The sequence below is a fragment of the Campylobacter sp. genome (assembly GCF_019423325.1).
In the GTDB taxonomy this organism is placed as follows: Bacteria; Campylobacterota; Campylobacteria; order Campylobacterales; family Campylobacteraceae; genus Campylobacter_B.
Window position 1 is genome coordinate 169,559 of sequence record NZ_JAHZBQ010000003.1, and the last position, 13,135, is coordinate 182,693.

At 46.9% G+C, this 13,135-nt stretch carries 16 protein-coding genes and 1 pseudogene; 7 read left to right on the forward strand and 10 right to left on the reverse strand.

The features are described 5' to 3' along the window. The 5 genes and pseudogenes from QZ367_RS08620 to QZ367_RS08640 all read right to left on the reverse strand — a co-directional run bounded on the left by QZ367_RS08620 (position 1) and on the right by QZ367_RS08640 (position 4,549). Positions 1 to 723 (reverse strand): Nif3-like dinuclear metal center hexameric protein, encoded by a 723-nt coding sequence (locus QZ367_RS08620; RefSeq protein WP_291939701.1) that lies wholly within the window; start codon positions 721 to 723, stop codon positions 1 to 3. A 167-nt stretch (positions 724 to 890) separates the two neighbouring features. After that, a pseudogene (gene glyQ, locus QZ367_RS08625) lies at positions 891 to 1,727 on the reverse strand (glycine--tRNA ligase subunit alpha); the annotation flags it as partial. 228 nt (positions 1,728 to 1,955) lie between these two features. Then, positions 1,956 to 2,576, reverse strand: a complete 621-nt coding sequence (locus QZ367_RS08630; RefSeq protein ID WP_291939704.1) for a hypothetical protein — start codon at positions 2,574 to 2,576, stop codon at positions 1,956 to 1,958. A gap of 213 nt (positions 2,577 to 2,789) precedes the next feature. Further along, positions 2,790 to 3,290 carry a 5-(carboxyamino)imidazole ribonucleotide mutase gene (gene purE / locus QZ367_RS08635; protein WP_291939706.1) on the reverse strand — a complete coding sequence of 167 codons (501 nt, stop codon included), beginning with the start codon at positions 3,288 to 3,290 and terminating at the stop codon, positions 2,790 to 2,792. Next, entirely contained in the window at positions 3,287 to 4,549 is a 1,263-nt protein-coding gene (locus QZ367_RS08640; protein ID WP_291939709.1) for a peptidase U32 family protein, read from the reverse strand. Before QZ367_RS08640 ends, purE begins: the two co-directional genes overlap by 4 nt. A gap of 71 nt (positions 4,550 to 4,620) precedes the next feature. Here QZ367_RS08640 and QZ367_RS08645 point away from each other — a divergent pair, with 71 nt between their 5' ends. The 7 genes from QZ367_RS08645 (at position 4,621) to QZ367_RS08675 (ending at position 10,569) form a co-directional block, all read left to right on the forward strand. Next, entirely contained in the window at positions 4,621 to 5,409 is a 789-nt protein-coding gene (locus tag QZ367_RS08645) for a histidinol-phosphatase (RefSeq protein WP_291939712.1), read from the forward strand. Between the two features lie 229 nt (positions 5,410 to 5,638). Then, positions 5,639 to 7,066, forward strand: coding sequence for a type I glutamate--ammonia ligase (gene glnA, locus QZ367_RS08650; RefSeq protein WP_291939715.1), 1,428 nt, complete (start codon positions 5,639 to 5,641; stop codon positions 7,064 to 7,066). Positions 7,067 to 7,195: 129 nt separating this feature from the next. Next, on the forward strand, positions 7,196 to 8,449 hold the full coding sequence (locus QZ367_RS08655) for a ComEC/Rec2 family competence protein (RefSeq protein ID WP_291939718.1): 1,254 nt from the start codon (positions 7,196 to 7,198) through the stop codon (positions 8,447 to 8,449). Between the two features lie 79 nt (positions 8,450 to 8,528). Then, a complete protein-coding gene (locus QZ367_RS08660) occupies positions 8,529 to 8,819 on the forward strand; it encodes a YciI family protein (protein WP_291939720.1) in 291 nt (96 codons plus the stop codon). A gap of 171 nt (positions 8,820 to 8,990) precedes the next feature. Further along, positions 8,991 to 9,425, forward strand: coding sequence for a GNAT family N-acetyltransferase (locus QZ367_RS08665; RefSeq protein WP_291939722.1), 435 nt, complete (start codon positions 8,991 to 8,993; stop codon positions 9,423 to 9,425). Positions 9,426 to 9,444: 19 nt separating this feature from the next. Next, positions 9,445 to 9,687 (forward strand): GNAT family N-acetyltransferase, encoded by a 243-nt coding sequence (locus QZ367_RS08670; protein ID WP_291939724.1) that lies wholly within the window; start codon positions 9,445 to 9,447, stop codon positions 9,685 to 9,687. A gap of 15 nt (positions 9,688 to 9,702) precedes the next feature. Next, on the forward strand, positions 9,703 to 10,569 hold the full coding sequence (locus tag QZ367_RS08675) for a hypothetical protein (RefSeq protein ID WP_291939726.1): 867 nt from the start codon (positions 9,703 to 9,705) through the stop codon (positions 10,567 to 10,569). Between the two features lie 266 nt (positions 10,570 to 10,835). Here QZ367_RS08675 and QZ367_RS08680 read toward each other — a convergent pair whose 3' ends face one another. The 5 genes from QZ367_RS08680 to QZ367_RS08700 all read right to left on the reverse strand — a co-directional run bounded on the left by QZ367_RS08680 (position 10,836) and on the right by QZ367_RS08700 (position 13,118). Then, the gene (locus tag QZ367_RS08680; protein WP_291939728.1) at positions 10,836 to 11,054 is read right to left on the reverse strand and encodes a hypothetical protein; all 219 of its coding nucleotides are present in this window, start codon (positions 11,052 to 11,054) and stop codon (positions 10,836 to 10,838) included. Between the two features lie 206 nt (positions 11,055 to 11,260). Continuing rightward, on the reverse strand, positions 11,261 to 11,644 hold the full coding sequence (locus tag QZ367_RS08685; RefSeq protein ID WP_291939731.1) for a phytanoyl-CoA dioxygenase: 384 nt from the start codon (positions 11,642 to 11,644) through the stop codon (positions 11,261 to 11,263). Between the two features lie 99 nt (positions 11,645 to 11,743). Beyond that, positions 11,744 to 12,016: a colicin immunity domain-containing protein gene (locus QZ367_RS08690; RefSeq protein ID WP_291939734.1), complete on the reverse strand. Its 273-nt coding sequence runs from the start codon at positions 12,014 to 12,016 to the stop codon at positions 11,744 to 11,746. Between the two features lie 21 nt (positions 12,017 to 12,037). Then, complete coding sequence (locus tag QZ367_RS08695; protein WP_291939737.1) at positions 12,038 to 12,310, reverse strand: hypothetical protein; 273 nt, start codon at positions 12,308 to 12,310, stop codon at positions 12,038 to 12,040. A 247-nt stretch (positions 12,311 to 12,557) separates the two neighbouring features. Then, a complete protein-coding gene (locus QZ367_RS08700) occupies positions 12,558 to 13,118 on the reverse strand; it encodes a hypothetical protein (RefSeq protein WP_291939740.1) in 561 nt (186 codons plus the stop codon). Positions 13,119 to 13,135 lie beyond the last annotated feature (17 nt).

The window sequence follows — 13,135 nt, forward strand, 5'->3', positions numbered from 1 at the left end:
TTAATAATACGTAAATGGATTTTTTTGCTCGCTTATTATAACTTCAATTTCGCTTTTTTGCAAGAAAGGTGCGAGCGCGCGCCCAAAATAGCGCTCACTTTCAAAATGATTTATATCGATCAAACTCACGCCGTTTTCTAAATTTTGAAGCGCCGCGTGATATTTTATATCGCCCGTGATGAAGCAATCCACGCCCAAACTTTGATTTAGTTCGCTCCCACTACCGGTGCAAAGCGCGATATTTTGGATGAAATTTTTCGTCTTTACCGCGCGCAGATGCTCAATGCCAAGCTTGCGCTTTATATCCGCGCACAGATGCTCAAAGCTCAAATCCGCGCGCATGAAAACCAAAAATTCCTGCTCATCCGTAATTTCAAATTTTAAAATTTCGCGCGCTACGAACCTGTTTAAAACGTGCTTGTCAAAGTTCGTATGCATCACGATGAGAGAGATATTTTTGCGGATCATCTCATAGATCAAATTTGCGGGATATAGCCGCGGATCAAGCGATTTTAGCGGACTGAAAATCAGCGGGTGGTGCACCACGAAAAGAGAGCCCGCCTCAGCCTCGCGCACCAGCTCGCTAGTAACGTCGAGGCTTAGATAGATTTTTGAAATTTCATCATCCAAGTTTCCGAGCGTTAGTCCACTATTATCCCACGTCTCTGCGTCGCAAAAAGGCGCGGCGGCATTTAAAATTTCATAAATTTCGCCCGTTTTCATAAATCCTACTTTACGCTTTTATCTGTCTTATTTGCGGAATTTTGCTTGCCGCAAGCGTTTTTTAAATTTACGCCTGCGGAGGAAGCGGGCGCCGCGCCGCCCTCTTTGCCGCCTTTTTTACCGCTGCATGCCGTGCCGCAAAGATCGGCGACATATTTTTGCGGATCTGCATAGCAAAGCGCGCAGTTTTTGGCAAGATCGCGGATCTTTAAAATATAATCCTGCCTCTGCGTGACCGAAATCGCTCCGCGCGCGTCAAGGACGTTGAACGTGTGCGCCGCGAGCATGCAGTAATCATACGCAGGAAGCGCCAGGCCGTGCTTTAGGATGCTTTTGCACTCGCCGAAGCAGTTTTCAAACTGATTAAAAAGCATCGCGGTGTCCGCAAGCTCGAAGTTGTATTTACTAAACTCGAACTCGCCTCTTTTATGCACGTCGCCGTAGGTTACTAGCCCCGCCTTGTCGTCCCAGACGATGTCGTAAACGTCGTCTTTGTTTTGCAGATACATCGCCAAGCGCTCAAGCCCGTAGGTGATCTCGCCGCTAATTAGCTCGCACGTGATGCCGCCCACCTGCTGAAAATATGTAAACTGCGTCACCTCCATGCCGTCTAGCCAAACCTCCCAGCCAAGCCCCCAGGCCCCGAGCGTCGGACTCTCCCAGTTGTCTTCTACGAAGCGGATATCGTGGCTTTTAAGATCTAGCCCCAGCTTTTCTAAGCTTTTTAGATAGAGCTCTTGGATATTATCAGGGCTCGGTTTTAAGATCACCTGAAACTGATAATACGCGCCCAAGCGGTTTGGGTTTTCGCCGTAGCGTCCGTCTGTAGGGCGACGCGAGGGTGCTACGTATGCCGCGCGCCAAGGTTTGCTTCCTAGGCTGCGCAAAAAGGTGGCCTGATGATAGGTGCCCGCGCCCGCTGGCATATCGTAAGGCTGAACGAGCAAGCAGCCCTGCTCGTGCCAGTAGTTTTGAAGCGTCAAAATAATCTGTGAAAACGTCATTTTTATCCTTTTATCGATATGTAAATTTAAATTTTATCTTCCAAAGCGCCTTTCAAAGCCTGCTTTAAAGGCTCTTTGCAGCTCTTAAATTTTTCAAATTTCAGCCGAGCATTCGCCCGTCAAGTCGGAATTTACTGAAACCAGGTCATTTTTTCAAAACAAGGCGATCTCTTATTTTCGCCTAAAATTTTAGCGAAATTTCGTTTTGCAAGCCCCGCTGCGGCAAATTTATCTATACTCCAGCAGCTTGAAATATTTTTTCGCGATCGGATCAAGGGCGAATATATCGAAATCTCCCTTATCGCCGAGATCGCTTGCTGCGGGATACTCGCCGTCCGTGACGTAAAACGCCCCGTCTAGCCTCACTTCGCCGTCCTTGCATCTAGCTTTTTCGTCCCAAAAATACCGCCACTTATATCTTGTGCCGCGCTCGGAGCTGCCCACCTGTAGCGTCAAGCTTTGAAACGAACTCTCGCGCGGGCTATATCTGATGATCATCTGCCCCTCGTCGATTGCGGCGTTACCCTCGTCGTCATAGCCCTCGCCCAGATCGAAATGCTCGCCGTAATATTCGATAGTAACGTCTTTTGAGGGCTTGTAATCCTCCGCAATACCGCTAAATTTCACGCCCCCTTTGCGCTCGTTCGCATTTTTTTCTAAAATTTTCAAACTGTTCTCGTTCGCGCAGTAGCTTAAATTTAACTTTACGATCTCCTCTTTATTCGCTTTCAAAAATTGCCTCAAACTATCCACGGAGGCGGCGTCCGATAAAAACACCTCCTTGCTTTTAATCTCTTTTGCGCCTAAAAGCGCGACAAAAGCAAGCGACAGAGCGACGATCTTTTTCATTTTATTCCTTTAAATCGATCAAATTTTACTAAATTTCGCGCGGGTTTCGGCTCTTAAATTTTAAAACCCGCACGAAGTATAAATTTAAAAATTTAGCCTCGCGGCACCTATGGCTCGCCGTTTAAATTTGCCGCTGCGTAAATTTAAACATTTTTTGAGCGCCAAATTTTACTCGCTAAGCTCGCGCCTAGCGCTGCCGCGCACCTTTGCGCTCTAGTCCTCAAGTAGTACTTCGATCTGCTCGGAGTCCTTTTTCAGCGCCTCCGCTTTTGCCGCGCGATCCGCCTTTAGCTTCGAGCTTAGCACCTCGTCGTTTAGAGCTAAAATTTGCACCGCCAGATACGCCGCGTTTTTCGCTCCCGCCTTGCCGATCGCAAGCGTCGCGACGGGGATACCCGCAGGCATCTGCACGGTCGAATACAGCGCATCTACGCCGCTAAGCGCGCTGCCGCCGAGCGGAATGCCGAGCACCGGCTTGGTCGTATTTGCGGCGACCGCGCCCGCAAGATGCGCCGCCATGCCCGCCGCGCAGATGAAAACCTGCGCGCCCTTTTTCTCGGCGTCCGCGACATATTTAGCCGTACGAGCGGGGCTTCGGTGTGCCGAAGATACGATCATCTCGTACGCCGCGCCGAATTCATTTAAAATTTTAGCCGCCTCGTAAACGACCTCGTAATCGCTCTTTGAGCCCATTATTATAGAAACAAATTTCATTCCATCTCCTTTCTTAAAAAGCAAAACTCCGCGAGCTTCACAGGCAGCTTAATCTCATTTAGATTGCCGCTGTGAATCTCGCTAAATTCCTTACCGCTGCGGCTTTGCAGCTTCTTAAATTTTAAATATGGCTTGCCGCTAAGCTCGTAAATTTCGCCGATTTCATTATCGCAAGCGCAAATTTTAAAGCCGCGCGGAGCAAAAATTTCATACGCTTCGCCGGGTAAAATTTTATCTTTGACGCTTATAAACTCGCCGTCCTGCGAGATCGCGCAAACCTGATGCGTGCCAAGCTCGATGCTGCGGTCTAAATTTTGCGTATCCTCTCGCTCGTATGGGCGTTTTATCAAATATCCGTCGCTAAAGCCGCGGTTTTTAAGCGTCGCGATCTCGCGCTCGTAAACACGGGCCTCAAATTTATCGCCCGCAGCATCGTCGATCGCCGCGCGGTAGGCATTCGTGGCGCATGCGACGTAGTATTCGCTCTTGGTGCGCCCTTCGATTTTAAAGCTGTCGATCGCGCCCGTTTGCATGATCTTTTGCACGTGCGAAATGAGGCTAAGATCCTTCGCGTTCATTACGAAAGTCCCCTCCCCCTCGCGTTCTTGCAAGCGGAAAAGCGCGCTGGTTTCGGGATTTTTCGCGTAAAGCTCGTAGTTAAATCTGCAGTCGTTCGCGCAGCTTCCGCGGTTGCTGAAGCGTCCGCTTTGCACCGCGCTAACAAGACAGCGCCCGCTGTATGCGAAACACATCGAGCCGTGCACGAAAATTTCGATCTCGAGGTTTGGAAGTTTTTCCTTAATCTCCACGGCGTCTTTGAGCGTCATTTCGCGCGCCGCGACGATGCGGGCGGCGCCCAGCTCCGCCCAAACCTGCGCATCCAGATAATTTAGCACGTTAGCTTGGGTGGAGACGTGAATCGGGATCTCAGGCGCTACGGCTCGCGCGAGGCTTGCGACACCCAAAGTGGCGATTAAAATTCCATCCACGCGCAGATCGCGAAGAAATTCCAGATGCCTTTCGATGTTTCCTAGCTGGCCGTTGGTCGCAAAGCCATTTACGGTCGCGTAGAGCTTCTTGCCGCGCTCGTGTGCATACGCGACACCCTGTGCGAAGCTTTCCTTGCTAAATTCCTTCGCGCTTCGCTGGCGTAGCGAAAATGAGCCCGTGCTTGCATACACGGCGTCCGCGCCGTAAGCCAGGGCGATTTTTAGTTTCGTTAAATTCCCAGCAGGAGCTAAGAGTTCGGGTTTTTTCAAATACATTCCTAGTGATTTTTTAAGCGCGATTTTACTACAATTTAGCCAAAATTTTATTTAAGGAGCAGTTGATGCGAGCCGATCTACACAACCACACCTATCTTTGCAACCACGCTAGCGGCGAGCCGCGGCAGTATTTAGAAGCGGCGATCGCACGAGGCATAGAAATTTTCGGCTTTGCGGATCATGCGCCGATGAACTTCGATCAAAAATACCGAATGAGCTTCGAGCAGATGGAGCTTTACGAAGGGATGATTAGGGATCTGCGGGATGAGTTTAGCGGGCGGATCGACGTGCGGCTGGGATACGAGGTCGATTTTATGACGAAAAAAGAGCTGATGGATGAGCGGATTTTCGCGCGCAAGCTCGATTATCTCATCGGCTCGGTACATTTTTTAAACAACTGGGGCTTTGATAACGAGGAATTTTTAGATCAGTGGAGCGGGCGCGAGATAGACGACGTTTATCGCGAATACTTTGCGCTGATCTGCGCGCTGTGTAGAAGCGGTAAATTCGACATTTTAGGGCATATGGATCTGATTAAAATTTTTAAATTTACTCCGAAAAAAGATATCAGAGTTTTGGCAGGCGGCGCAATAAACGCGATCAAAAAAAGCGGCATCGTCGTGGAGCTAAACTCCGCTGGGCTTCGCAAGCCCGCAAATGAAATTTATCCGAGCGACGCGCTTTTAGAGGTGCTTGCGGATGCGGACGTGCCGATCACGCTTGGCTCGGATGCGCACTCGGTTGCCCAAGTAGCGCTAAATTACGATAAAATTTATGCCAAAGCGCGCGAGTTCGGCTACGATAAGATCGCCGTTTTCAAAAATCGCGAGCGTGAGTTTGTAAAGCTAGCGTAAATTTTAACGGCAGCCGCTTTTAAATTTCAAACAAGCGCGGACAGCGAGAAATTTTAAAATTTCAAAATCTTCAGTGGCGTGAAAATTTCAGATTTCAAAAGGCATGGCGGCGCAAAATTTTAAAAATCGCGGCGCGCAAAACGGCGCAGATAAAGTCGAATTTCAACTAAATAATGTTAAAATCCGCCATTAAATTTAGCCCAAATACGGGCGGAAAAAAGGAAAAAATATGGGAAAATTTGTTAATGACGTGAAGGAATTTTTTAAATTTTGCGATGAAAACGAGGTCGAGTTCGTGGATTTTAGATTTACCGATCTAAAGGGTACCTGGCACCACGTCGCTTACAACTACAAGCGCCTGCCGAAGGACTTCGCCGACGGAATTCCATTTGACGCAAGCTCGGTAGCGGCGTGGCAGCCGATCGATAAATCCGATATGATGCTAAAGCCCGACGTAGGGACGGCGTTTTTGGATCCATTCACCGCGGACGTTACGATCATCGTCATCTGCGACGTTTACGATATCTACAAAAACGAGCTTTACGAAAAATGCCCGCGCTCTATCGCTAAAAAAGCCGAGCAGTTTCTGCAAACCACGGGTCTTGGAGATACCTGCTACTTCGGGCCTGAGAATGAGTTTTTCGTTTTCGACGACGTAAAGATCATCGACGATATGAACTGCGCGATGTTTAAGGTAGATACCGAAGAGGGGCATTGGAACAGCGGCAAAAACTACAAAGACGGCTTTAATAGCGGCCACCGCCCGGGCGTAAAGGGCGGCTACTTCCCCGTCCAGCCCGTCGATTCGATGGTCGATCTGCGCGCCGAGATGCTAAAAGTGCTTGAGCAGATCGGGCTTGAGACCTTCATCTGCCACCACGAAGTAGCGCAAGGCCAGGGCGAGATCGGCGTTAAATACGGCACCCTCGTCGAGGCCGCCGACAACGTGCAAAAATACAAATACGTCGTAAAGATGGTCGCGCACCTAAACGGCAAGACCGCGACCTTTATGCCAAAACCGCTCTACGGCGATAACGGCAGCGGAATGCACGTGCACCAATCGATCTGGAAAAAGGGCAAAAATACCTTTTATAAAAAGGGCAACTACGCAAATTTAAGCGACGCGGCTAGATGGTATATCGGCGGCGTGCTAAAGCATGCACGCAGCGTCGCAGCGTTTACGAACCCGAGCACCAACAGCTACAAACGCCTCATCCCGGGCTTTGAGGCGCCGTCCATTCTAACTTATTCGAGCCAAAACCGCTCCGCTTCGATCCGCATCCCTTACGGCAGCGGCGAGCACTCCGTGCGCGCAGAGATGCGCTTCCCCGATAGCACAGCGTGCCCGTATTTGGCATTTGCGGCGATGCTTATGGCTGGAATCGACGGTATCAAAAACAAAACCGAGCCGGTCGGACCGATGGATGAGAATTTATTCAAGCTGCACCTGGATGAGATTCGCGAGCGCGGCATCGAGCAGCTTCCGCACACGCTTCGCGGCAGCCTAGAGGCAGTGATCCGCGATAATGAGTATCTGCGCCCGATAATGAGCGAGCTTTTCATCGAGACCTATCAGCATTTTAAATTTGAAACTCAGGTTTGGCCTTACGAGGCGCGCCCTACGCCGTTTGAGTTTGCAACGAACTACTCGTGCTAAGACAGGCTTATTTTATGCCGCGCCGCCCGATTTTTACGAGACGGTGCGGCATAGAGCCTTGGAATTTTAAAATTTCTCCGCGCGCGAACTTTTAAAATTCTACCGTATGCGCGAACTTAAATACCGCCCGTGAAGCTTCAACTCTTTTACTCTAAACGCGAAATTTTATACTTTCTACTCATTTTGCTTGGAATTTTATCGATAAACTTAGGCGTGAAATTTTATGAATTCAAAGAATTCCGCGCGAAAAACTACGCTTTTTACGGCGCGCAAATTTTAAATGCCTACACCAAAACGAACGAGCGCGGCCGCAGTTACACGGTGCTAAAGCTCAAAACGGCGGATTTTACCCTCTACACGACTGCCGGGCTCGAGCGGGAATTTCACCGCTTCGCGCGCGTAAATATCGGCATCGTAACCAAAAACGTAAAATTTTTAGATTTTTTAAAGCAGCGCTTTTACGCACCAAATTTTAAAATTTCAGCCGAGACCGCGCCCTCTGGGGCAAAATGGCGCGCGATAAGCTTCGTTCGCGCCCAACACGAAGATGAGATGACGGCGGATCTTTACTCCGCGCTGTATTTTGCGACCGAAATTTCAAAACCGCTGCGCGCCAGCGTGACGAACTGGGGCATAGCGCACATCATCTCGATCAGCGGCTTTCATCTGGGCATTATCTTTAGCACGGTCTTTCTGCTTGCAATGCCGATCTACCGCTATTTTCAGGATCGCTACTTTCCATACCGCAGCGCGAGGCGCGATCTTAGCGTCTTTGTGATCGTGCTGATGAGCGGGTATCTCTTCGTGCTCGATTTTACGCCGAGCTTTCTGCGCTCGCTTGCGATGTGCTGCGTGGGCTTTTTCCTCGCGATGCGAAATTTCTACGTACTTAAATTTACGAACCTCTTCCTAACGATCGCGCTTCTACTTGCGTTTTTCCCGCACTTAGCCTTTTCGATCGGATTTTATTTCTCCTGCCTGGGCGTACTGTATATTTTCCTCTACCTGCACCACTTCGCACCTAAATTTAAGCTCTGGCAGAACGTCATACTTTTTAACCTCTACGTTTGGCTCAGCATGAACGCGGCGGTCTATTATTTCTTCCCGACCGCTTCGCTGCAGCAGCTTAGTGTAATGCCGCTGGGATACGTGTTCGTGATCTTTTATCCGCTAAGCATATTTTTGCATATATTTGGGCTCGGCGGCGCGCTCGATACGCCGCTGCTTGCGTTTTTAAACTTTACTTTGCCGAGCTTTCAAGCGCAAATTCCGCCACTTCTTTTCGCGCTCGCAAACATCTGTGCGCTTGCTGCGATAAAGATTCGCTACGCAGCGCTTGGTTGCGCGATAATCGGAATTTCGCCGATATTTTTTATAACGTAGCGCACGAAAATTCCAGCGGGAATTTTATCCGTTGGAATTTTATGCTAAAATCGCGCTTCAAATCTCACAAAGGATCAAAATGTTTATTGCGAACCTCACCTACGTCAAAGAAGTAAGCGAAGTGGACCGCTTTATCAACGAGCACAACGCGTTTTTGGATAAATTTTTCGCGGCGGATAAATTTATCTGCTCGGGGCGCAAAGTCCCTCGCACCGGCGGCATCATCTTAATCAACGCCAAAGACCGCGCGGAGCTTGATGAGATCATCGCGCAAGATCCGTTCTTTCAAAACGGCGTCGCAAAATACGAGATCATAGAATTTGCGCCGACGAAATTTGCGCCCGAGTTTTGGAGGCTTTTCGGCGAATAGACGGCGCGGGTTAAATTTTAAAATTTACGCGCTTAAACACGCCTCTGAAATTTAGCTTTTTTTGCGTACGAGATGAAATTTTAACCCGAATTAAAAGCCGAAACGCGGCGGTAAATTTAGATAAGCTTAAAACCGAAATTATGCAAAACGGCGAAATTTAAAGGAGATCGGGTGCTGATAAAACTGCGGCTCGCAACGCCGCAAGATGCGGAGGCGCTGCTTGAAATTTACGCGCCTTACGTAAAGCAAACGGCGATCAGCTTTGAATACGACGTGCCCAGCGCCGCGGAATTTGTGGGGCGCATCGGACAGACGCTGCAAAGATACCCCTATCTGCTCGCTTACGTAAGCAACGAGACGGCATGCACGGGCGATGAACGGAATGAAAATTTTAAAATTTCTGCGAGCGCGGCAGGCGCAGGGAGTGAAATTTTGCCCGCATACGAGGCGCGAAATTGCGCAAGCGGTGCGGCGAAACAAAATAGCGCAAATTTAAAACACGGGCAAATCCTCGGCTACGCCTACGCTTCGGTTTTCAAAGAGCGGGCGGCATACGATTGGTCGGCGGAGTGCTCGGTTTACGTGTCGCGAAACGTGCGCGCTTAGGGCTCAAAACATAGTAGATATGAACGCTTGCATCGCTTGCGGGGATGACGAATATCTAAACGACGCGAGCGTGCGATTTCACGAGCGTATGGGTTTTCGCTTCGTCGGCAGATTCGAGCGCTGCGCCTATAAATTCGGCCGCTGGTACGATATGGCATGGATGCAAAAGCCCATCGGCGAGCATCTGCAAAATCAGCCCGCAATGAGGCCTTTCGCGCGCTTTAGAGATGAAATTTGCGCGAGCGCGGGCATTGAAATTTAATTTAAAGGAAAAACTTTGACCCATTTTATCATTGACGACGAAAATATCGACGTCGATAATATATTCGACGTCGTAAATCTCAAAGAGGGCGACGAGCTGAATATCGTCTCCAACACCGCTAAAAAGATCGACGCCTTGACCCTTGCGCGCCTATCGAAGATGGGCGTTAGCATAGGCGAGGTTTTTACGATCGGCAAGCAAAGAAAGGACTTCGCCGATAAGATCATCGTGTTTTTGATGGGTAAGCTCTGCGGGCAGGAGGGCAAGATCGGTATCGTCAGCAACGACAAATTTTACGACGACGTGATAGAATTCTTTAACGATCTAAACTACCGCAAAAATCCTAAATTTGAAAAGATCAGTCTAGCCTCGCATGCCGCAGGGGCGAACGCAAAGCAAGGCAAGGCAGGCGGCGCGGCGGAGAAAAAAGCCCAAAAACCGGAGCCGAAAACTGCAAAGCAGGAGCCAAAGGCCCAAAAGCAAGGTGCAAAAGCCGCAAAGCAGGAGCCGAAGGCTGTACAACATGAACAAAAAGCCGTAAATTCTAAAATCTCCAAAGCAGACCTTGCCGCGGCGGAGGCGCTGATCCCGCAGTGCGTGAGCCTACAAGCCCTCTATGCCGCATGCGTCGCAAAGCTCGGCAGAGCCAAAGGCTGCGAGGTCTACCGCGAGATCAAGGACGGCGCGCGAGCAAGGTACGCGAGCATCGCCTACGATAGCGACTTAAAAGACGGCGCCGTAAGGCGAAACGCGATCAAGCTTTACCGCGAAAGCGGCGGCGATATGGCGGAATTTCACAATAGGCTGACGAGCGAATACAAACACGCTGGTCCTGAAATTTATAAAGAATTTAAAGAAAAACTCGTCGGAAAGATGATCTAGGCACTTCGGGCGCAAGGATTTAAGGCACAGCGATAGTACGCGTCGCGACGTAGCGGCTAAAGCACGGCCTGGCAGCGTTAGATGTATCGTTACGGCGCGCGGCGATATGATGTAGCGCAACTAGACGCAACTAAAATGAAAATATTCGCTTGCGCGGCATCAGTCTTATTTTACCGTATATAACCAAGCAAAGCCCAGGCGCTTAGGCATAGTAGCAGAGTAAAGATATATAGGATAAATTTCATTCTGCCAGGTTCAATCCGAGTCTAATCATAGTTAAAGCTATATGGCTTGTAGCCGAAAATATGCAAGGTCTTTAAAGCGAGCTCTCTGACCTCTATCCAGGATTTGTTCTGATATACTAGATAGTCATAAGTATCTCCCTCTAGCAAGCTTTGATCTTTAAAGTATCTATCTATGAGCTCCAAAAGTTCTCTTAGCGCATCCCTCTCATATGGCAGGAAGCAAAATTCAAATTGCTCCAATAAAGCGTTCTTGCATTCGGTATATAGAAATTCTATCATTTCCGATGGGCTTTCGTAATATTCAACCGCAGGATGTATCAAATGATCAACTTGATATTCCAAAGAAGCCATACGGCATAGATTAACCATAAGCCCGCTTTTCCTAAATATCTCTTTTCCGTCAATTTGCATTTAGGTTTCCTTTTATTGGGATATAAACTTCATACTCAATCATAGTTGAAGTTTTCTGGTTTGTAGCCGAAAATATACAAAGTCTTCAAGGCTAGCTCTCTGACCTCTACCCATGATTTATTGTGATAGACCAAATAATCATAGGTATCTCCCTCTAGCAGGCTGTTATCTCTAAAATATTTATGAATAAGATCCGCAAGTTCTTTTAAGATCTCTCTTTCATAGGGTAAAAAACAGAATTCAAATTTTCCGTCAAGGGCTCGCTCGCATTGGCTACATAGTACTTCTGCCATCTCCGATGGATCTTCGTAGTATTCAGCCGTAGCATGCACCAAATAATTGACTTGATATTCTAAAGAAGCCATGCGGCATAGCGAATATAGCAATGGAGCTTTATAATATATACTTTCTTCATTCATTTGCATTTAAATTTCCTTTTATTGGGATGTGGGTTTTGCCCGCATTATATCGTAATATATTTTTAAAATTCTCGCAGAAATTATCATTTTATAAAACTACTATTTTAAAAGCGTAATTTGTTTTAAAGCCTTTTTCGCGCATCCCCTTAGATCCTCTTCACTTAATGAATCGCCTACCGTATCATCACCCCTCAACTCTTCGTCTGGTTCGAATTCATCGATGTCCGTAAGAAGTCTATTAAGCGGCTCATAATATTCATCGGGGAAATTTTTATCATTCATAAATTTATCCCAATATATCTTTTCAAATTCAAATACGTCGATTCTGTTTTGCAAAAAATCCTCTATTATTTTTATATATTCCTCTATCATTGACCCTCTTTCGGTATATTTTTAATCGCCCACCGCTTTAATACTTAGAACCGACCATAGATTACTACCTATATTCACGCCTTCGCATAAATTTTTTATAATTGTTAAGTCGTTAGAAGAAATTTCTAAATCATATTCATACATTTGAACTAAAAAATCTTCCAGCGCTATACCATATTCTCCAGCCTTAACCAGCTCTTCCAAATAAATTACAAAGTCGCACCGACCGACTCCAGCAAATTCATCTTTGTAATTACTGAATAAATTTAAAAATATCAGATCGCCGTATCTCATTCGCCACTTTTCTTAAATTTATTTCTCATAGCCGCCCATTTTTAGAATGCAAATTTAACACTACAAATTTCATTCCGTAATGAACTATCTATAAGAATCCGATACTGCCCAATGCTAGTAAGATGATAGAAATTCATCAAATATTCTTCCGTCATTTTTCCTCGCTTTAACTATGCTAACGTATATTTTCTTTAAATTCTAAAAATCAAATAAGCGTAGATTGACGCAAACTCGCCTTTATTAAATTTTAGTATAAATCAGACCAAAAAGGCACATACGGGCATTTTCCGACCGGCTTAAGAGGATTTTTACCAAATTCCCTCAAAAAGTAGTCATATAAATTTTTCCCATAATAAATGATATCGGTATAGTGTATAGATAAGACCGGCGGATCCGGTAATTTAAGACACGGCATATATCTATGAGAATATACGGGTATAATCTTAGGCGCAATTTTGGCTACTTCTAGTACAACGGCTCGCTTGCGAGATCCGTCTTCGGGCATCGGACCCCATTTTTGCGTATTCCAATAGCCCTCGTTTGGGAAAATTTCATCAATAGGATCGTTTTTTAAGTACTCAAAGACGTAGTTCATAGCCCGCTTTATCTCCTTTATATTTTCATCGCTAAAGTCTCTCCAATTATAAAGTTTTACCGAAATAGGCAATGTATATGATAAAAAATCTCTTAGGCTTTTTGGAAATTTAAACTCATAAATTTGCTCTATTTTGTCTATTTCGCTCTCTTTCAAACCATCGCTCAATTCTATGCCGCTCTTTTCTAGCAGCTCTTTTATTTGCTTATACATATTCTATTTTATCCTTA

Excerpts from the sequence above, each read along its gene's own strand:
- QZ367_RS08695 (WP_291939737.1), bottom strand. The coding sequence starts at position 12,310 with ATGAGATACGGCGATCTGATATTTTTAAATTTATTCAGTAATTACAAA.
- glnA (WP_291939715.1), top strand. The coding sequence starts at position 5,639 with ATGGGAAAATTTGTTAATGACGTGAAGGAATTTTTTAAATTTTGCGAT.
- QZ367_RS08620 (WP_291939701.1), bottom strand. The coding sequence starts at position 723 with ATGAAAACGGGCGAAATTTATGAAATTTTAAATGCCGCCGCGCCTTTT.
- QZ367_RS08670 (WP_291939724.1), top strand. The coding sequence starts at position 9,445 with ATGAACGCTTGCATCGCTTGCGGGGATGACGAATATCTAAACGACGCG.
- QZ367_RS08645 (WP_291939712.1), top strand. The coding sequence starts at position 4,621 with ATGCGAGCCGATCTACACAACCACACCTATCTTTGCAACCACGCTAGC.
- QZ367_RS08700 (WP_291939740.1), bottom strand. The coding sequence starts at position 13,118 with ATGTATAAGCAAATAAAAGAGCTGCTAGAAAAGAGCGGCATAGAATTG.
- QZ367_RS08630 (WP_291939704.1), bottom strand. The coding sequence starts at position 2,576 with ATGAAAAAGATCGTCGCTCTGTCGCTTGCTTTTGTCGCGCTTTTAGGC.
- QZ367_RS08690 (WP_291939734.1), bottom strand. The coding sequence starts at position 12,016 with ATGATAGAGGAATATATAAAAATAATAGAGGATTTTTTGCAAAACAGA.
- QZ367_RS08685 (WP_291939731.1), bottom strand. The coding sequence starts at position 11,644 with ATGAATGAAGAAAGTATATATTATAAAGCTCCATTGCTATATTCGCTA.
- QZ367_RS08660 (WP_291939720.1), top strand. The coding sequence starts at position 8,529 with ATGTTTATTGCGAACCTCACCTACGTCAAAGAAGTAAGCGAAGTGGAC.
- purE (WP_291939706.1), bottom strand. The coding sequence starts at position 3,290 with ATGAAATTTGTTTCTATAATAATGGGCTCAAAGAGCGATTACGAGGTC.